This is a genomic window from Listeria monocytogenes (assembly GCF_900187225.1).
GTDB lineage: Bacteria > Bacillota > Bacilli > Lactobacillales > Listeriaceae > Listeria > Listeria monocytogenes.
In genome coordinates this window covers 1642590-1662756 of the sequence record NZ_LT906436.1, presented here as the reverse complement: position 1 = coordinate 1662756, position 20167 = coordinate 1642590, and the positions used below count along the sequence as shown (strand labels likewise).

The 20167-nt window shown below is 37.3% G+C and carries 14 protein-coding genes; 13 read left to right on the top strand and 1 reads right to left on the bottom strand.

The annotated features are described in order from the left end of the window. The first annotated feature begins 10 nt into the window (after positions 1 to 10). The 7 genes from CKV70_RS08405 to CKV70_RS08375 all read left to right on the top strand — a co-directional run bounded on the left by CKV70_RS08405 (position 11) and on the right by CKV70_RS08375 (position 7715). Positions 11 to 574 (top strand): VanZ family protein, encoded by a 564-nt coding sequence (locus tag CKV70_RS08405; RefSeq protein ID WP_014600889.1) that lies wholly within the window; start codon positions 11 to 13, stop codon positions 572 to 574. 792 nt (positions 575 to 1366) lie between these two features. Beyond that, positions 1367 to 1861 carry a matrixin family metalloprotease gene (locus CKV70_RS08400; RefSeq protein ID WP_003733229.1) on the top strand — a complete coding sequence of 165 codons (495 nt, stop codon included), beginning with the start codon at positions 1367 to 1369 and terminating at the stop codon, positions 1859 to 1861. A 14-nt stretch (positions 1862 to 1875) separates the two neighbouring features. Then, positions 1876 to 2496, top strand: a complete 621-nt coding sequence (locus CKV70_RS08395) for a hypothetical protein (RefSeq protein WP_014600888.1) — start codon at positions 1876 to 1878, stop codon at positions 2494 to 2496. Between the two features lie 402 nt (positions 2497 to 2898). Beyond that, the gene (locus CKV70_RS08390) at positions 2899 to 4668 is read left to right on the top strand and encodes an ABC transporter ATP-binding protein (protein ID WP_014600887.1); all 1770 of its coding nucleotides are present in this window, start codon (positions 2899 to 2901) and stop codon (positions 4666 to 4668) included. Next, positions 4652 to 6457, top strand: coding sequence for an ABC transporter ATP-binding protein (locus CKV70_RS08385; protein ID WP_014600886.1), 1806 nt, complete (start codon positions 4652 to 4654; stop codon positions 6455 to 6457). The genes CKV70_RS08390 and CKV70_RS08385 overlap by 17 nt, the downstream gene beginning before the upstream one ends. An 80-nt stretch (positions 6458 to 6537) precedes the next feature. Further along, positions 6538 to 7026 (top strand): CcdC family protein, encoded by a 489-nt coding sequence (locus tag CKV70_RS08380; RefSeq protein ID WP_003723512.1) that lies wholly within the window; start codon positions 6538 to 6540, stop codon positions 7024 to 7026. A 173-nt stretch (positions 7027 to 7199) separates the two neighbouring features. After that, complete coding sequence (locus tag CKV70_RS08375; protein WP_014600885.1) at positions 7200 to 7715, top strand: hypothetical protein; 516 nt, start codon at positions 7200 to 7202, stop codon at positions 7713 to 7715. Between the two features lie 41 nt (positions 7716 to 7756). Here the strand turns inward: CKV70_RS08375 and CKV70_RS08370 are convergent, their stop codons facing one another. Next, a complete protein-coding gene (locus tag CKV70_RS08370) occupies positions 7757 to 8365 on the bottom strand; it encodes a lysophospholipid acyltransferase family protein (protein WP_003727338.1) in 609 nt (202 codons plus the stop codon). Positions 8366 to 8480: 115 nt separating this feature from the next. On the opposite strand from CKV70_RS08370, the gene CKV70_RS08365 reads away from it, so the two are divergent. The 6 genes from CKV70_RS08365 to acnA all read left to right on the top strand — a co-directional run bounded on the left by CKV70_RS08365 (position 8481) and on the right by acnA (position 20082). Beyond that, a complete protein-coding gene (locus CKV70_RS08365) occupies positions 8481 to 9605 on the top strand; it encodes an exonuclease SbcCD subunit D (RefSeq protein ID WP_014600884.1) in 1125 nt (374 codons plus the stop codon). After that, entirely contained in the window at positions 9602 to 12673 is a 3072-nt protein-coding gene (locus CKV70_RS08360) for an SbcC/MukB-like Walker B domain-containing protein (RefSeq protein ID WP_014600883.1), read from the top strand. Before CKV70_RS08365 ends, CKV70_RS08360 begins: the two co-directional genes overlap by 4 nt. A gap of 83 nt (positions 12674 to 12756) precedes the next feature. Then, the gene (locus CKV70_RS08355; RefSeq protein WP_014600882.1) at positions 12757 to 15975 is read left to right on the top strand and encodes a DEAD/DEAH box helicase; all 3219 of its coding nucleotides are present in this window, start codon (positions 12757 to 12759) and stop codon (positions 15973 to 15975) included. After that, positions 15975 to 16397, top strand: coding sequence for a general stress protein (locus tag CKV70_RS08350; protein ID WP_003726199.1), 423 nt, complete (start codon positions 15975 to 15977; stop codon positions 16395 to 16397). The genes CKV70_RS08355 and CKV70_RS08350 overlap by 1 nt, the downstream gene beginning before the upstream one ends. A gap of 24 nt (positions 16398 to 16421) precedes the next feature. Then, on the top strand, positions 16422 to 17225 hold the full coding sequence (locus tag CKV70_RS08345) for an STAS domain-containing protein (RefSeq protein ID WP_014600881.1): 804 nt from the start codon (positions 16422 to 16424) through the stop codon (positions 17223 to 17225). Between the two features lie 154 nt (positions 17226 to 17379). Continuing rightward, the gene (gene acnA / locus CKV70_RS08340; protein WP_014600880.1) at positions 17380 to 20082 is read left to right on the top strand and encodes an aconitate hydratase AcnA; all 2703 of its coding nucleotides are present in this window, start codon (positions 17380 to 17382) and stop codon (positions 20080 to 20082) included. Positions 20083 to 20167 lie beyond the last annotated feature (85 nt).

Genomic DNA, 20167 nt, shown 5'->3' with positions numbered 1-20167 from the left:
GAGAGTTAACATGCTTAGATTTTCTGGATTAGTAATGACAATCGCTTTAATTGTATATATTGTCTTTTTCTTATTAAGATGGTTGAAAAGACGAGAAAAATTAGAGATGATTATCTTTAAAACATGTTTATATGTATATGCTTGTGGTGTAATCAAGTATGCGATTTTTCCCCTTATGTTAAATGCTTTCTTGATAGAAGATACAAAAATATTTGTAACAGGCCCTTATATGAATTTAATTCCTTTTAATTCAATAAGTGAAATGTTTATTGCAGGAAGAGAATCTGCTGCTTTTCAAATAGTTGCAAATATTATTATGTTTGTTCCCCTTGGAATGCTTTTACCATTATGTTATCCAAAATTAAAATGGAAAAGTGTTTTTGCTATAAGTTTTATAGCAACTGTCGGGATTGAACTTGCTCAATTATTACAGGATCTTATTTATCAATCACCCTTTAAGTTTGTCGATATTGATGATGTAATACTGAACTTTTCTGGGGGCATTATTGGATATATGATTTTTGTTATGTTTAGGCCTTCGTTAAGGAAAATGGGATTATACCCAAATGTATAAAAAATTAAAGACATCTAAGTAAAATTATTAGATGTCTTTTTTATTATAGTATTGTTGTAAAGTACACATCACACAACTTCAGAACTATTGTCATATCAACGCGTTTAAAAACTTATTATTTGTTCCAAGTGAAATAAATCTATTAATAATTTAACCCCGTATTTGCTACACTTAAATAGATATTAACACAAAGGGAGTACAACATGAAAAAAACATCAAGATTATTTTTATTGGATACATTATGGACAATGATTCAAACAAAAGAAGGGGTGGATTCACCGCTCTGGCTTCCATTGTTTTACTAAGTTAATATACCGCTCATGAATATTTATGCGATAAAAATATAATATTTTATATATTGAGAGAGATAATTGTATTAAATATTGATGGGTAGTTCCTATTAGATGAACATTTGGTGAAGTATATGTCATAAAATGAATAAAAAACTAATAATCGCTCTAAAACGAGTGGAAATACGCCTTTTTAGGCAAAGTTATTTCAGAAAGAGTAAGAATAATTCTAAATAAGAATGCTTTTTAGTCATTCACGACATGAAACAGACATTTCATTACATTTTTGGTTATACATTTCATTTTCATGTTACACTTTTTTTGTTCGATGAAAGATAATAAAAAATCACAGTCTACTACGGGAAAATGATGGGCGATTGTATCTTTTAAAGTGAGGTGAATACAAAAAGGGAGTGAGTTTGAAAGATAGTAGTTTGTTTTATGACAATATGTTTGAGGCTACATTTTATTAATTATTACATACAAAGAGGGAGAGCGTAGAATGAAGAAAATTTTATCATTATTAGTAGCATTTGTATGTTTGTGGAGTATTTTACTTCCAGGACAAGAAGCGGATGCTGCGGCAAAAATCAATAGCTGGGACTTAGTAGATTCTAGTAAACACCTAGATTACTCGGGGAATTCAAAGTATATGTCATTTATTCAATCTGGTGCTAATACTTGGAATGCTTATAAAAAAGGGGTTATTAGACCAGCTTCAGGAGCGAATAAATCAGACGTATATTGTAGTGATATTTCAGCGAATAATAATATCAATGCAACGACTTATAGTAACGGGAAAATCACTTTTAACAAGAAAAATATGGATAAAAAAAATAATGCTGGAAAACAAAATGTTGCTACACATGAGCTTGGACATGGCTTGCGACTCGGGCATAATGCTTCTAGTGACGTAATGTATCAATATAGCACATCCAAAACAACTTTATCTACGAATGATAAACAATCCTATGATGCAGCATATAAAAAATATTAAAAGGGGTACTTAAATTGAAAAAAACAACTATGGGAATCATCGTTTCAACAATTAGTATTATAGGTATCGGCTGTTTCTTAACTGTAAACACGCATGCCGAAAAGACTAAACCTGAGAAAAAAGAAGTACCAACATATGCTATTCATTCCGATTATACACTGGATATAGATAATCCGAATGAAGTTGTTGGCGATGCGGATTATGTGTTTGTAGGGAAAGTAACGCAAGAAACTGGAACAGATTACAAAAATGAAACACCAATTGAACAAGAAGATGATTCAATTAAATATATTGGTGAAGCATATACAAATTATAAGGTAGAAGTAATTTCGAATTTAAAAAATGAATTAGCAATGGATAAAGAAATTGTACTTCAAAAACAAGGTGGAATTCGGGAAGATGGATCTGCTTATGACGTTTTTGAAGACGATCAGCTCCCGGAAGTAGGCAATATCTACATATTTACTGCTTATACGCAAGACGATGGATCTTTACTTGTAGCAGGGGGGAATTCCACTATTTCTTTCGATGAAAAAACCAAAAAAATAGATACAGAAAAAGAAGTGAGCAAGACAGAAGAGTTTGAACTATATGAAGAGGCTGTTGAAAATCAAGTTACTACAGAAGAAAATTAAATAAGCTAGTCATTAAGCATAACGATTCATACAAGAATCGTTATGCTGTTTATATGATTAGTTGATCGTGAAAAAAGCCTAATAAAAATAATTTTTAAACAATTTGCAATTATTTGTTGCGCTTTCAAAAAAAATCGGTTAAACTAATAACGTTGCATAATAAAACAAAGGAGGAATGGACGATGAATAATTATATGAAGACTTCAAACAAGGCATTATTGCGCTTAAAAATAGAATTTATTTCACCGGACCATTTCGCGAGCAAGGGAACTCTCCTTTAATTTGGTTTTATTTTATACAAAGTGGTGACAAATAAATATATTTTTTCGGGTAATAATGGGCAGAAATAGGTCCATTATTTTTATTTGTCCAATTTTAAGGAGAAAAGGGAGGGATTGTTGTTTGAAAATTTATAAAGCATTGGGTTGGTTTTTTAAAGAAAATTGGAAATCTTATGCATTTGGAGTAACCATTTTATTCACGATTGCGCTTTTACAGTTAGTTCCGCCGCAAATTATTGGCTATACGGTAGATGCCGTAACGAACGACTCACTGACAAAAGACAAATTGATTAAATGGATGATTATTCTAGTTGTAGCAGCGATTCTTGCATACGGCGGTCGCTATGTTTGGCGGATGTTAATTTTTGGTTCTGATAATAAATTACAACGCACTTTGCGTTTACGATTATTTGAACATTTTACCAAGATGTCGCCATTTTTCTTTCAACGTTATCGTACTGGGGATTTAATGGCCCATGCGACGAATGATATTACAGCTATTCAACAAGTAGCGGGGATTGGCGTTTTGACCTTATCAGATTCTGTTCTAACAGGGGGAACGGTTATTGCGACAATGGCAATAACGATTGATTGGCGCCTAACCTTGATTGCGTTACTTCCAATGCCGTTTATGGTACTCGGAAGTTCGATTTTAGGTAAAAAGTTACACGATCGTTTCCACGGAGCACAAGCCGCTTTTTCGATGTTGAATGATAAAACGCAAGAGAGTATTTCTGGTATAAAAGTAACACGAACATTTGGACAAGAGAAAGAAGATATTCAAGATTTTGCAAAACAAACCAAAGAAGTCGTTCAAAAAAATATTTCCGTCGCTAAAGTGGATGCGATGTTTGATCCGATGATTTCAATTATTGTGGGGGTTTCATTTGTTCTTTCATTGGGATTTGGCGCGAAATTCGTTGTGGATGGAGAGTTGACTATTGGACAAGTGATTGCATTTTCGAACTATTTATTTTTATTAATTTGGCCGATGTTAGCATTTGGATTTTTGTACAATATTATTCAACGCGGGAATGCTTCTTATGATCGTGTGCAACATTTACTCGCCGAAAAAGAAGATGTACTTGACCAGGAGGGCGCGCTAGATACGGTTCCAGTTGGGGACTTACAAGTTACAATGGATAAATTTACCTATCCTGATGAGAGTGAACCAGTCTTGGCAGATATTCATTTTAATTTAAAAGCTGGAGAAACACTAGGTATTGTTGGTCGAACTGGTTCTGGAAAAACATCTTTATTAAAGCTTTTAATGCGTGAATATGATACGTATGAAGGTAAGATTGCTTTCGCTAATGTGAAAATTCAAGACTATACGGTTCGAGCTTTACGAGAAGCAATTGGCTATGTGCCGCAAGATCAATTTTTATTCTCAACATCGGTACGAGATAATATTCGTTTTGGGAAACCAGATGCACCGCAAGAAGAAGTGACGAAGATTGCAAAACTTGTGTCTGTAGATGAAGATATTCTTGGTTTTGAAAATGGCTATGATACGATTGTTGGTGAGCGTGGGGTTTCGCTCTCTGGTGGTCAGAAGCAGCGTCTTGCCATCGCACGTGCACTAATTATGAACCCCGAATTGCTTATTTTAGATGATGCACTTTCGGCGGTAGATGCGAAAACAGAAGAACAAATTTTAGCTAATTTAAAAGAGAATCGTTCGGATAAAACAACGATCATCAGCGCACATAGACTTAGCTCAGTCGAACATGCGAATTTAATTATCGTAATCGATAAAGGCCGAATCGTGGAACGTGGAACCCACATGGAACTAATGGCGTTAGATGGCTGGTATGCAGAAATGTTCCGTGAGCAACAATTGGAGGAAGCGCTAGAAGAAGGGGGTGTAGCAGATGGAAGCGATGAATGAACAAGATGAAATGTTAGTGATGTCCGGTAAGGAACATCGCGAGGTTTTAAAAAGAATGCTTAGTTATACCAAATATCATATTCCGAGTTTAATTTGGACCGGTGTGCTTGTTCTTCTCGTAACGCTTGCGGATGTGTTTGCACCAATCTTGATTAAAATATTTTTGGATGATTATTTAACACCGATGAATTTGGAAATGCAGGCTTTGCTAATTCTTGGTGCGGGATATTTGGGACTTACGATTGGGAAATCAGTTGTTTGGTATTTCCAATTGCTGTTCTTCCAAAAAATCGCGCTTGAAATTGTGCAACAAATGCGGATTGATATTTTTACAAAACTTCATTTGCTAGGAATGCGCTACTTCGACAAAACGCCTGCAGGAAGCATTGTGTCGCGCGTGACAAATGATACCGAAGCGGTGAAAGATATGTTTATTAATGTGCTTTCAACAGCGATTCAAAGTTTGTTTATGCTCGTTGGGATTTATGCAGCGATGTTTGCGCTCAATGTTCAATTAGCGTTATATAGTTTACTTTTATTCCCGCTTATTGTCTTTATTATTTTTGTTTACCGGAAATACAGTTCGCAGTTTTACCGGGCACGACGAGAAAAATTAAGTCAATTAAATGCAAAAATTGCTGAGTCGATTTCAGGAATGTCGATTGTTCAACAATTTAATCAAGAGCGTCGGTTAGTAAAAGAATTTGAGAAAATCAATAAAGATTACTATGACGTCGGAATGAAAAATATCAAATTTAATGCGCTATTACTTGGACCGGCAATTGATTTGATTTACGCGTTGGCTGTAGTGATTATTCTTAGTTTCTTTGGTGCAGAGTCATTAATAGGACCGGTAGCGATTGGGACGATTTATGCCTTTATTAGTTACTTTGATCGTTTTTTAGAAGCGATTTATAACGTAATGGAGCGGCTGGCGATGTACCAAGAGGCGATTACGGCGGCTTCCCGAGTATTTCGTATTATGGATGAAACGGAAGAAGTGCCAGCCCAATTAAACGATCCAGAGGCGAAAATCACGCGTGCTAAAATTGAGTTTAAAGATGTTTCGTTTGCTTATGAAGGTGGGCGTGACGTTCTTAAAAATATTAGCTTTACGGCTGAACCTGGACAAACAGTGGCACTTGTTGGTCATACAGGAAGCGGGAAAAGCTCGATTATCAATTTAATGATGCGTTTTTATGAATTTGAACGTGGCGATATTTTAATTGATGGTAAGTCGATTAAGTCTCATGAAATTACAGAACTGCGTAAGAAAACTGGACTAGTTTTACAAGATAGTTTTATGTTTTACGGCGATATTAATACAAACATTCGCTTGTATGATAAAAACATTACAGATGAACAAATTATAGATGCTGCGAAATTTGTTCAAGCGGACGGCTTTATTCAAACTTTGTCCGATCAGTACAAACATAAAGTAATCGAGCGAGGCGCTTCGTTTTCAAGTGGACAAAGACAGCTGATTTCATTTGCAAGAACGGTTGTAACCAATCCACAAATTCTCGTTTTAGACGAAGCAACGGCAAATATTGATACAGAAACAGAAAGCTTAATTCAAACGGGGTTAAAACGAATGCGAGAAGGACGCACGACAATTGCGATTGCGCATCGACTTTCGACAATTAAGGATGCCGATTTAATTTTAGTTTTATCCAAAGGAAGAATTATTGAGCGTGGTACACATGACAGTTTGATTGCAGAAGAAGGGGTATATCATTCGATGTATCAATTACAAAATAGTGGAATGGATTTAGACGAAGCGCTTTAAGCAGAGAAGTTTATTTCAAACGGTAAAAGGAATATAATGAGGAGCGAAGTGTTACAGCAGATTAGTAGGGGGAATTAAAAGTGTCATTAATCATTTCAATTATCATTACACTTGTTTTTGGAGCTGGAATTATCATGATAAGAATGAAAGCATCGAAGCGTCCAGCAAGTGTGAAAGGGATTATCATACCGCCAATTATGATGTCAACAGGCGCTCTCATGTTTGTTATTCCTTTTTTCCGTGTTTCGTGGGTAGATATTTTAGAAGCTATAGCAATGGGGCTTGTGTTTTCAGTTATTTTAATTTGGACAACGAAATTCGAAATTCGTCACAAGTATGTATTTATTAAACGCACAAAAGCTTTTCCGGTTATTTTGATGGGACTGTTACTCATTCGAATCTTCATTAAGTACTGGATTAGCGGTAGTTTAGAAGTGGGCGAGTTGTCTGGTATGTTTTGGATAATGGCATTTGCAATGATTGTACCGTGGCGAATTGTAATGTATTTCCAATATAAAAATACCGAAAAAGAGCTTAATAAAGTAGAAGTTAGCGGAGAGTACGAATAATAGTGAAAGCATTTTCCAAAACAGCTTGAATTATTCAGTATGAATAGCTTATAATGAATAATGTTACATCGTGAGTAATGTTACTTGCCGGATGGGTGAAGCATATCCGAGACTGACGCGGCCAGTTACAAAAGGGCTTCCGAGTTTGGCTTGAAAAAAAGGAGGACATCATCTTGAAAAAATGGTTATTAGTAGTTTTAACTTTAGCACTAGGATTGTCGCTTGCGGCTTGTTCCGGTTCTAGCAGTTCTGACAAAAAAGAAGACACAAAAAAAGAAACAACAAGTGATAAAGACAAAGTATTAAATTATTACATGGACTTGGTAGACGTTGTTAATGAAAACAATGGCGATTACAACGCTTATGTAGGAGCAGTTGGTGCAGATCCTAAACCATCTGAAGCAGACCTTGCAGCTCTTGCGAAACCAGCTAGTGAATCAGCACTTAAAGTATCTGAAGCACTTGCTAGTGAAAAAACACCAGACCTTGGTAAATCCACAGATGATTTCAAAGCAGCTGTGAAACAATTAAGTGATGCTTACAAATTAGAAGCAGACGCACTTAAAGTTAGTGGTCGTGATACAACAAAAGCAGACGAAGCGATGGCAAAAGCGGACGAAGCAATTGCTAGCGTATTAAAAGATGCTGGACTTAATCCTTCAAGCATTACAACTGATACAGCTTCCTGATAATAAAAAAGACAGCTCCCACGTGGAAGCTGTCTTTTTTATTATTTGTTTTTTGTTTGATTAATTTCATTTTGAAGTTGTTCAAAAGTCGCCATTAATTCTTGAGACTTAACTTCTAGTAGCTCTTTTTGGTCAAGTTCGGTATCATTGAATAGTACCGGGTCGCCAAAACGAATAATGATTTTTTTGCGTTTTAAAATTTCTCCAAATGTTTTTGGCCCATCATAAACGGCAGGTAGCATTGGAACTTTTGCTTTATGAGCGATAGTTACTGCACCGCGTTTTAAATGAAGGTTGGTCGTTTTTCTAGTTCCACTCGGGAAAATCCCAACTACTTTACCGGATTTTAGCATCCGGATTGGGGCTTTAATGGCGCTTGGTCCAGGATTGTCACGGTTGACTGGAAAGGCGTTAAGGTGTGTCATTAGCCAGTTAAGAAATTTACCTTTGAATAGCTCTTGTTTGGCCATATAATGGACTGGTGTTGGCGATAGGGCGAAACCAAGGTATAAGATTTCAATCCATGACGTATGCGTGGACACAACAACATATGGTGCTTCAATGATTTTGTCTTTGTTTTGTACTTGAAATCGTCCACCAATAATAATTAAAATAAAATGAACGAGGTTTTTTGCGAAATGATAAAACAACTTCTTCACTCCCAGTATTGCTAGTTATTTTTTTAAACTATATCTAGTATACTTAAAATTGACGAGTTTTGCATTAAAAATAAATAATCTCTGAGAAAAAGAAATGAGGTAACCGATGAAATTTTTACATACAGCTGATTTGCATTTAGGAAAAATTGTATCTGGCGTATCGATGCTAGCAGAGCAAGAATATATTTTGGCACAAATAACGAATATTGCCGAGGAAGAACAAGTCGACGCGCTTATTTTAGCAGGAGATTTATATGACCGCGCCGTGCCGCCTGCGGATGCGGTGAAAGTGCTAAATGATATTTTAGTAAAGTGGAATGTAGAACTGGGTATTCCGATATTTGCCATCAGCGGGAATCATGACAGTGCTGAGCGGCTTGCTTTTGGAAGTCAGTGGTATGAAAGTAGTAAGCTATATATGAAGGGAAAATGCACTTCGCAGTTTGACGGGATTCCTTTTATGGATGCTGAAGTATGGCTTGTCCCATATCACGAACCAGCAATCATTCGGCAAGCTTTTGCAGATAATTCGATTCGCAGTTTTGAAGACGCTATGCAAGCCGTGACGAAACAAATCCGGTCCAAATGGGATACAAGCAAGGCGCAAATTTTGGTTGGGCATGCGTTTGTTTCTGGAGGTATTCCGAGTGATTCCGAACGACAACTAGCAATTGGGAATGTGGACCGAGTTTCTACTGATTGTTTTGATGGTTTTACGTATACTGCACTTGGGCACTTGCACCATCCACATGCGATTCGCCACCCGTCTATCTTTTATAGTGGATCTCCTTTAAAATATTCATTTTCAGAAGCAAATGATCATAAAAGTGTGCGGATTGTGGAACTGGAAGGGAAAGAGCTAATTAGTGTGACGGAGCGCTTTCTAACGCCAAAACATGATATGCGCATTATTTCTGGGACACTAGCGGAACTGACGGAAAACTTAGTAGAAAATCCTGATGACTTTTTTCAAGTGAATTTAATGGATGAAGGGGCTTTAATTGATCCAATGGGGAAATTACGCCAATTTTATCCAAATATTTTACATTTAGAGCGTAAAAAACAAACATTAAAAGAAACGCAAGATAGCTTTGAAGAAATAATGAAAAAAGATGATTTAGAGTTATTTGGTCAATTTTTTGAACATGTCAATGGAACAGAATTAACGGAAACACAAAAACAAAAGTTAGCGGATGTTTTTGAACAAGCAAGAAAGGAGGATGCGGAATGAGACCAATTAAATTAACGATGCAAGCTTTCGGAGCCTATGCGAAAAAAGAAGTAATTGATTTTGAAAAGCTTGGAACAGAGCAGATTTTTGTCATTTCTGGTAAAACTGGGGCAGGAAAATCGACTATTTTTGATGCGATTAGTTTTGCGATTTTTGGGAAAGCAAACACATTTGATCGGGAAAGTTTTTCGATGCGGAGTCATTTTGCGACAGATAAAGAAATTACTGAAGTAACGCTTGCTTTTAGATTGAAAGACAAGATTTACCAAATTAGTCGTATTCCTCAGCAGGAAATTGCCAAACAACGTGGAAATGGAACAACCACTTCGCCGCAAAAAGCAGAATTATATGAGTTGATTAATGATGAAATGAAGTTGCTTGCGAGTTCTGTTCGCGATGTTAATACGAAAATGGAAGAATTAATACAACTTAATGTGGACCAATTTAGACAAATTTTGATGATTCCTCAAGGCGAGTTTAGAGAGCTACTCGTATCGGATAGTAAAGAAAAGGAAGTCATATTGCAACGGTTAGCGCATACTGTTTACTATGAAAAAGTGGAAAATTTGCTATGGGAAAAGCAGAAACAAGCCGAAATCTTGGTTGTAGAAGCGCGTAAAAAAGTGGCAGAACTCGCTGAACTGAGTTTGCCGGGTGTGGAAGTTTCAGGGAAGACGACAAGTGAAATCAGTGTTTTACAAGCCGAGGCAATTCAAAGCGAGCAAATGATTTTAACGGAATTAGAAAATAAATTAAGCATTATTCGCAAACAAACAAGTGAAGCTGTCGAAAAAGTGACGCTTGCTAAAGAACAACTACTTGATTGGCAAAATTTGGATAAGTACACAGAAGAAATAGCGACACTAGAAATAGAGAAGGATTTTTATCAAGCGATAGAAGTTCGATTGGAAGCTGCCAAAAGAGCAAGTAATCTCCGCTCTCAAGACGCACTTTGTATCCGTTTGAAAGAACAATTAGAAACAGCAGAACAAACAGAAAAACAAGTAGCATTTGAGGCAGAAGAGGTGAAAGTCCAATTTTCACATGTGAAAAAACAAAAAGAAGCACTCGCTGAAAAAGAAGCAGAATTAGAAATAAACAAACGGACACTTTTCCAATTAGAAGAAATGGAACCGAAAATCTTGGAATTAGAAATGATATCCATCCAAAAACGACGCGCCGAATTAGAGTGGAAAGAAGCAACGACGCTTTTGGAAGAAATAGTGAATAGCGAGCAAAAAATAATCGCGGAGCTGCAATCGGTAGAATCACGATTGGTTGAAATTAACCAAGCGGAACTCACGTATTTAGAAGTCATTAATAAACGAACAACTGTAGAAGCAATCATTGAGAAAGAGCAAGAACTGGTTAGTAAACGGATGAAGATGGTAGCTTGGGATTCCGAGAAACAAACAGAAGAACAAAAGCTGGTCCAATTGTTAGCGGAGAAAGCGGAAATAGAAACAACCATTGAACAAGAAGAAACAAAACTGCAAAAAGAACAAGCTGCAACAATCGCAGCTCATATACATGACGGTGAGGCTTGCCCTGTCTGTGGTTCGTATTCCCATCCAGCACTCGCAAAATTTGGAGAAACAGCCAACTTAGAAACGCTAGAAGTTGCAAAGGGAAAACTACACGAAAAACTATTAGCAATCACTACCACTGAAAAAACTATCAGTCAACTCGAGTGGCAACTAAATGAATGGGCAGGTATTAAAGAACTTAGTTTAACGGAAGTACAGCAAACATTAACTGAAAACATTCAACTAGCTAATAATCTGGCAGAACAAATAGCACAATTGCAAGCCAAGGTAGCACAAAAAGAAACCATTCAAGCGACACTTGAATCATTGAATAACAAACAAAATGAAACGATAACCGAAAAAAATAAGGTGGCTCTCGAAGTAGAAAAGTTACATCAGCAAGTGCAAATGGTTTCAGGAAAATTAAGTTATTTAGAACAATCGATTCCAACCGAATTTCGTGATAAAGTAGTTTTCGAAAGTAAAAAGAAAGAACTAAGCGAAAAAATAGAAGCACATATCAAGCAAGCCAATCAAGTGGATGCACTGTTTAGACAAACAGAAAAAGAAACAACTAGATTAGAGTCTACTTTACAATCTGCGCAAAAAACAACGGTGGATGCGAAAGAAGCTTTACAAGTACAGCGCGAAATTTTCAAAGAAGCCATGAAACAAAATGATTTTTTATCCTATGATGCGTATAAGCAAGCCTTCATGTCAGCAGAAGAACAAAAAATCCAAGAAGAAAAAGTGGCTGATTATGAGCGGAAACGCCATTTAGCCGTATCACGCCAAGCAGATTTAAAAGAAAAACTCCAAAATAAACAAAAACCAAATATCGAACAACTAGAATTTATCATGAAAGAAAAACAGCTCGAACTTAGCCAATCAGAAGAAAATACAATTAAACAACGCGAATTCGTTACAAAAAGAAAAGAACTTGTGGAAAATTATCAAAATAGTATTCAAATAGTGGAACAAGCTGAGGAAAATTATGCGGATATTGGTTTATTAGCGGATGCAGCACGCGGCAAAAACGCTCGGAGATTAACCTTTGAACGTTACATTTTAGCGATGTTTTTAGATACGATTATCCACCGAGCCAATCATCGTTTATCGAAAATGACAAGTGGCCGTTTTGAACTCCAGAGGAAAATGGAAAAAGCAAAAGGAAACGTCCAAAGTGGGTTAGAACTTGAAGTTTTTGATGAATACACGGGATTAACACGACATGTAAAAACACTTTCGGGGGGCGAAAGCTTTAAAACCTCGTTAGCCCTTGCTTTATCACTCGCAGAAGTCGTTCAAGAAATGGCTGGTGGAATTTCGCTTGAAACCATGTTTATTGATGAAGGATTCGGGACACTTGATCCTGAATCACTTGAAGCCGCGGTGGAATGTTTACTGGAAACACAAGAAAATGGACGCTTAGTTGGGATTATTTCCCATGTACCAGAACTAAAAGAACGAATTTCCGCAAGGCTAGAGGTAACCGCAACAAATCACGGAAGTACCACTAAATTTATTACAGCTAGTAGCTAAAAGACCGCATGCGTTGCCGTCCCTCGTCTTTTCCTATATAATAGTAGTTTAGAGTAATGGACGGTTTTGGGAGGAAGAAAGTAATGGAGCACTTTACAGCAATTCAAAATAAAATGATCCCATATAGTGTGAAGCAGGCTGGAAAGAAACTGATGGAAGACGGAGAAATCATTCAGTTTCGTGAAAAAGATGCAGCAGACCATTTTTCAACGTATTTTATTGATCAAAATGTCGTAGAAGATGCAGGTAATGAAAATTATGCGTGTAGCTGTGCTGATTTTCAGTTGAACGCGATTTGCAAACACATCTACGCAACCCATTTAAAAATGGAAAAAGAAAAGCAAAAAGCAGCCAAACAAGATTTTAAAAATCGAATTCTCACGCAAGAATCAAATACACTTCTTTCCCTTTTTCAACAAAATATGGCACAACAACTTGAAGTGGAAGAGGACAATACAAATAAAACGCCACTTCAAACGCAGTATATTATCCGTTTAAAACCCGATGATTCTAGCTATATCATGACAATTGAAGTCAAGGTTGGGACAGAACGTACCTACGTAGTAAAAAATATGAATACATTTTTAGCAGCAATTCGCGACAGGCAGTGGCTTGTTTTCACTAAGAATTTTGCTTACGATCCAAATGAGCATTTCTTTCTTGAAGAAGATAAACAAATTTTGGATAAACTACTGCAAATCAGTGAAATTGCCAAAATGTATGATACAGATTCTTTTTATTGGTCCAAATCTTACGCAGAAGAGAAAAACCTAACGATTCCACCGAGTATGGCGAGCGACTTGTTAGAACTACTTACTGAGCGCGATACGACTTGTATTATTATGAAAGAACGTGTGGAAGATATTAAATATCGCGGTATCAATGTGCGCCACGACAACCTTGATTTCATTTTTGAACTCAAAAAAAGTGCAGATGATAAATACCAACTAGAAATGGAAGACTTACAACAAGCAATCTTTTTTGAAGCCTACCAACTTCTTTTCTTTGACGGTACCTTTTTCATACCGGCAAAAGAAGTATGGGAATCGTTGAAACCATTGATGGAATTTCATAAAGTAACGAAAAATGAAGTGGTACAATTTTCGGAGTCACAATTAAGTGAAGTCATTTCTTACGTTTTACCCGCTTTACAAAAAAGCGGCAAATTAAAACTAGATGACTCGATTGAAGACCGGATTACGCAGCAACCGCTTGATTGCAAATTATTTATTGCCCTCGAATACGGGGAGCACACGTTGCGCCTTGAATACCATTATGGCAATCAACTATTCGATCCGTTTGCAACATCTGAAGAAGAAAACGAAAAAATCATGATACGCGATGTCGAAAAAGAAGCTCGTGTGATGAATATTATCGAAAGCGCACCTGTTCATTTTTCAGGTACAAAAATGGTCGTCAATAAACAAGAGAAAGATTTATATCAATTTTACTATCGCACCATTCCAAAACTTGCTGAGTATGCAGAGATTTATATGGAAGATGGCCTCGAAGAAATGGTAGAAGAGAATGTGCGCCCAGTAACGACGTTAGATGTTTCTGGTGATAACGATTATCTTTCTGTTTCGTTTGATTTCAAAGGTATTCCGGAAGAAGAAGTGCAAAATGTCCTGGAATCTTTGCGCGAAAAACGTAGTTATCATCGACTAAAAAGTGGTCGTTTCTTATCGCTTGAGTCAGAAAACTACAAACAAATGGAAGACGTACTCCAAATGTTAGAAGTACGTAAAAAAGATGTCCAAGCAAATATGCAAGTACCACTTTATCGTGGGATGCAAATTTATGATATTTTAGGAGCGGGAACACAGGATGAACATCATAAATTTAGTCGTTCTTTCCGAGAATTGCTCACAGATATCACAACGCAATCCGAAGACAGTTTTGCGTTACCAAAAGGATTAAAAGCAGAGTTACGTGATTATCAACTAACTGGTTTTGAATGGATGAAATCCCTTGCGAAATATAATCTAGGTGGCATTTTAGCAGATGATATGGGGCTTGGGAAAACCGTGCAAACGATTAGTTTTCTAGCATCTGAGTTAGAGGATAATCCTAACTTAAAACCGGTCTTAATTATTACACCAGCATCACTACTGTATAACTGGCAAAGCGAATTAGAAAAATTTGCGCCAGCTATTCCAGTGACCGTTTTACATGGAACGAAACAATCCCGGATGGCCGAAATGGAAGAAATGAAGCGTGGCCATGTTTACTTGATTTCGTATCCATCGTTACGCCAAGATATTGTCCATTTTGCAGATGTCGCTTTTTCAAGTGTTATTATTGACGAATCTCAAGCTATCAAGAATTATCATACGAAGGCATCTCAAGCTGTGCGCGCGCTCAAACGCAATCATGTATTTGCTCTCAGTGGAACGCCGCTTGAAAACAGCATCGATGAATTATGGGCGATTTTCCAAACGTTAATGCCAGGATTTTTCCCATCATTACGCAAATTTAAAGAAATACCTTACGACAACATTGCTAAAATGATTCGTCCATTCTTACTACGTCGACTAAAACAAGATGTCGTCAAAGAACTACCTGATAAAATTGAAACCAACCTTTATTCTGAATTAACCGATGAACAAAAAACAATATACTTAGCTTATTTAGAAAAAATTCAAGCTGATTTAGAAGCAAGCAACGGTAATGCTGGGGAAGAACGAATCAAATTACTCGCAGGGTTAACCCGTTTACGTCAAATTTGTTGTGATCCGAGCCTTTTTGTGGAAAATTATCAAGGTGAATCTGGTAAATTACTACAGTTATTTGATACAATACAGACAGCAAGAGAAAATGGTAAACGTATTCTCCTATTCTCCCAGTTCACAGGTATGCTTGGAATTATTCGCCAAAAATTAGAAGAAGAGGGGCAGCCCTTATTTTACATGGATGGTAAAACTCCATCGAAAACAAGGCTTGATATGGTTAATGCTTTTAACGAAGGGGAGAATGATATTTTCTTGATTTCCTTAAAAGCTGGCGGAACCGGACTCAATCTTGTTGGCGCGGATACCGTGATTTTATACGATTTATGGTGGAATCCGGCCGTAGAAGAACAAGCTACCGGACGCGCACATCGAATCGGCCAAAAACGCGTCGTCCAAGTGTTCCGAATGATCACTAAAGGAACGATAGAAGAACGAATTTTTGAATTGCAAAAGAAAAAACAAGCGCTAGTAGACGAACTAATTCAACCAGGCGAACAAATGCTAGGGAAATTAAGCACAGAAGAAATAAAACAAATCTTACAATTGGATAATGGAAGGGATGACAAATAATGAAAAAGTGGGAAGTATTCGCAGTTCAAAACGTCGAGGCAGCAGAGGAAATCATCAACAAATTAGTAAGTGAGGGATATGAAAAAGAAGATATTTCTGTTCTAGCTAAATCAAAACACAACAAAAACTTAGAAACTTTAGCAGAAAAAGAAAATATCGAAATCGAACGCCCTGTTAATGAAGAGGCTTTCGGTATTATTTCTGGAATCCTCCAATCCCTAAGTGGAGCCATTGTTATTCCACAAGCTTACAATCCCAAATACGGTGCTTTGTATGCTGCCGGTCCCTTTGCCAAATGGTTCTCAAAAACAGACGATAAATCTGTAAAAAGATTATTGGAAGACTTTGATTTAACAGAAAAACAAGTAGATAAAATGATTGAAAATTTACATGCAGATAACATCTTAATTTTTGCGAGATAATATCGGTGAAAAAAGGAGAAGTTTATGCAAATTAAGGAATTTTTGATTAGTCGTCGTTCAGAATTAGTGAATATGTTTTATGAAAATTATTATATTGAAACGGATGAATTTAAATTAAGACTTAGTAGCGGGGAAGAGGAAGTCTCCATTCGTGCGCTGAGTACCGCATCATGTGGGATGATTATTGATGTAATAACTGGTGTGAAGGAACGCGACTTTGAAAGTATCGGTAAAAGGCGTTTCAATGATAAAACCGATATTAGAAAAATCCATCAACATATGAGTGAAGTCGAAAAATATATTATCACTAGCTTAGTCAAATGGAAAGAAACAGAGAATGTTTTCTATTCAGATGCTGACATTATCCAATTTATGCTTGCTATAAAAGATACGCTTTCGTCGATTCAACAACAATTGTTAGAAGGATTTATGCAAGAAAATAGAAATCAAGTAGCGGCTCAGCGAAAAGAAATCATTCAATTATCCACGCGAATTATTCCAATAAATGATTCTATTGGCGTTTTACCAATTGTTGGTAGTTTAGATGATGATAGAGGCTATTTTATGAAAGAGAAAGCAGTAGAATCTGCGGATAAGCTGAATTTAGATACGATTGTCATTGATTTTTCAAGTGCAGTATTAAAAGATGATTTCGCAACCAAACATATGGAGGATATGATTCAATCTTTTAAATTAATTGGCTTAGTACCAATACTTTCTGGTATGCAACCAAGTTTCGCTCAGCGCACAATCCAAGTTGGTTCAAACATTTCCAAACTCGAATCATTTGGCTCTTTAGAACAAGCGTTAACCAATTTAGGTGTTTAAAGTACAGATGAATGGCACTCGTTGTCATTCATTTTTTTATTATAAGAAAAAGTTATCAAATTATAGCAGATTCTCTTTGTTTACTTATCGCTTGTTTTTAAGTACAATAGATGAGAGAGACCAATCGTTTCAAGAATTGAAGGAGGAAACGTGGATGACTAATTGGAAAGAAAAAGCAAGAGCATCATTTCAGCTGAACGACAAAACGTATCATTATTACAAACTTAAAACCTTAGAAGAGGACAAGCTTACAAACATCGAGAAATTACCTTATTCTGTACGTGTTTTACTTGAATCAGTATTAAGGCAAGCAGATGGCCGAGTAATTAAGGACTCACACGTAGAAGACTTAGCCCATTGGTCTAAAGATGGCAACGAAGGCGAAGTACCATTCAAACCAGCCCGTGTTATTTTACAAGATTTCACAGGCGTTCCAGCAGTCGTTGATTTAGCTTCTTTACGTAAAGCAATGGCGGACCTTGGCGGCAATCCAGAAAAAATCAATCCGGAAATCCCAGTTGACTTAGTAGTCGATCACTCGGTACAAGTGGATAGCTATGCGAATCCAGAAGCACTTAAAATCAACATGGAACTTGAATTCAAACGTAACATGGAACGTTACCAGTTTTTAAATTGGGCGCAAAAAGCATTTGATAACTATCGTGCTGTTCCACCTGCAACGGGTATTGTTCACCAAGTTAACTTAGAGTATTTAGCAAACGTCGTGATTGCGAATGAAGTAGCAGACGGCGAATTTGTAGCTTTCCCAGACTCGCTTGTCGGAACAGATAGCCATACAACGATGATTAACGGTATTGGCGTTTTAGGTTGGGGCGTTGGCGGTATTGAAGCAGAAGCTGGCATGCTCGGTCAACCTTCTTACTTCCCAATTCCAGAAGTTATCGGTGTGAAATTGCTAGGTGCTTTACCAAACGGCGCAACAGCAACTGATTTTGCTTTAAAAGTAACCCAAGTCTTACGGGAACAAAAAGTAGTAGGTAAATTTGTTGAATTTTATGGTCCGGGTGTTGCGACACTACCACTTGCTGACCGCGCAACCGTTGCGAATATGGCTCCAGAATACGGCGCAACTTGTGGATTTTTCCCAGTCGATAAAGAAGCGCTTAACTACCTAAAACTAACTGGCCGTGACAAAGAACAAATCGAATTAGTAGAAGCTTATTTAGAAGCAAATGATTTATTCTTCACTCCGGAAAAAGTAGAACCAAACTACACGCAAACAGTGGAAATCGATCTTTCTGCGATTGAACCAAACTTGGCGGGGCCAAAACGTCCCCAAGATTTGATCCCTCTTTCGAAAATGAAAGAAACATTCCGCGAATCGATTACTGCCAAAGCAGGCAACCAAGGTTTCGGACTAGATAAATCAGCCTTAGACAAAGAAGTAACCGTTACTTTTGGCAATGGCGATCAATCCACTATGAAAACTGGTTCGGTTGCAATCGCGGCTATTACAAGTTGTACGAATACTTCTAACCCATACGTTATGTTAAGCGCTGGTTTAGTTGCTAAAAAAGCAGTCGAAAAAGGCTTAGAAGTACCAAAATTCGTAAAAACTTCCTTGGCGCCAGGCTCCAAAGTTGTAACAGGCTACTTGGAAAAAGCCGGCTTACTTCCATATTTAGAAAAACTTGGGTTTGACCTTGTTGGCTATGGTTGTACGACGTGTATCGGTAACTCTGGTCCATTAAAAGAGGAAATTGAAGAAGCAATCCAAGATAGCGATTTACTCGTTTCTGCAGTATTAAGTGGTAACCGTAACTTTGAAGGACGAATTCATGCCCTTGTGAAAGCAAACTTCTTAGCTTCACCACCACTAGTCGTTGCCTATGCGCTTGCTGGGACAACAAATGTCGACATGCTAACCGAACCAATCGGACGCGGTAATAATGGCGAAGAAGTCTTCTTAGACGATATTTGGCCAAGTTCAGAAGAAGTGAAGGCTCTTGTAGAAGAAACTGTAACTCCAGAACTTTTCCGTGAACAATATGCCCATGTTTTTGATGAAAACGAAGCTTGGAATGCAATCGAAATAACGGAAGACGCCCTATACAAATGGGATGAAAATTCTACGTATATCGCGAATCCGCCATTCTTTGACAATTTAGCAAAAGAAGCTGGTAAAGTGGAAGCATTATCTGGACTACGTATTATTGGTAAATTTGGTGATTCCGTTACAACCGACCATATTTCACCAGCCGGAGCAATCGGCAAAGATACGCCAGCTGGAAAATTCCTGCAAGAACAAGGCGTAGCGATTCGCGATTTTAACTCTTATGGCTCTCGTCGTGGTCATCACGATGTTATGATGCGCGGAACATTTGCGAATATTCGAATCAAAAACCAAATCGCACCAGGAACTGAAGGCGGCTATACGACTTACTGGCCAACTGGCGAAGTGATGTCGATTTATGACGCATCTAGAAAATATATCGAAAATAACACTGGTTTAGTCATTCTTGCTGGTGACGATTACGGGATGGGATCATCACGTGACTGGGCTGCCAAAGGAACGAACTTACTAGGAATTAAAACAGTTATTGCGAAAAGCTACGAGCGGATTCATCGTTCTAACCTCGTTATGATGGGTGTTTTACCGCTCCAATTCCAACCAGGAGAAGATGCAGAAACCTTAGGCCTAACTGGCTCAGAAAGCTTACAAGTGGAAATTGGTGAAGATGTAGCTCCAAGAGACCTTGTAAAAGTAACAGCTATCCGTGAAGACGGCTCAAGTATTACTTTCGATGCGCTTGCACGCTTTGACTCAGAAGTAGAAATCGATTATTACCGTCACGGCGGGATTTTACCAATGGTCCTACGTGGCAAATTGAAATAACTTGTAAAAAGAGGCGGGCAAAAAAGTTCGCCTCTTTTTATTTTTACTTGCAAAAACAGAACGTATGTTTTATCATTGGTTTATA

Bases quoted from the DNA above. Each gene is read 5' to 3' on its own strand.
- CKV70_RS08405 (WP_014600889.1), top strand. From the start codon at position 11: ATGCTTAGATTTTCTGGATTAGTAATGACAATCGCTTTAATTGTATAT.
- CKV70_RS08400 (WP_003733229.1), top strand. From the start codon at position 1,367: ATGAAGAAAATTTTATCATTATTAGTAGCATTTGTATGTTTGTGGAGT.
- CKV70_RS08385 (WP_014600886.1), top strand. From the start codon at position 4,652: ATGGAAGCGATGAATGAACAAGATGAAATGTTAGTGATGTCCGGTAAG.
- CKV70_RS08365 (WP_014600884.1), top strand. From the start codon at position 8,481: ATGAAATTTTTACATACAGCTGATTTGCATTTAGGAAAAATTGTATCT.
- CKV70_RS08360 (WP_014600883.1), top strand. From the start codon at position 9,602: ATGAGACCAATTAAATTAACGATGCAAGCTTTCGGAGCCTATGCGAAA.
- CKV70_RS08355 (WP_014600882.1), top strand. From the start codon at position 12,757: ATGGAGCACTTTACAGCAATTCAAAATAAAATGATCCCATATAGTGTG.
- CKV70_RS08350 (WP_003726199.1), top strand. From the start codon at position 15,975: ATGAAAAAGTGGGAAGTATTCGCAGTTCAAAACGTCGAGGCAGCAGAG.
- CKV70_RS08345 (WP_014600881.1), top strand. From the start codon at position 16,422: ATGCAAATTAAGGAATTTTTGATTAGTCGTCGTTCAGAATTAGTGAAT.
- acnA (WP_014600880.1), top strand. From the start codon at position 17,380: ATGACTAATTGGAAAGAAAAAGCAAGAGCATCATTTCAGCTGAACGAC.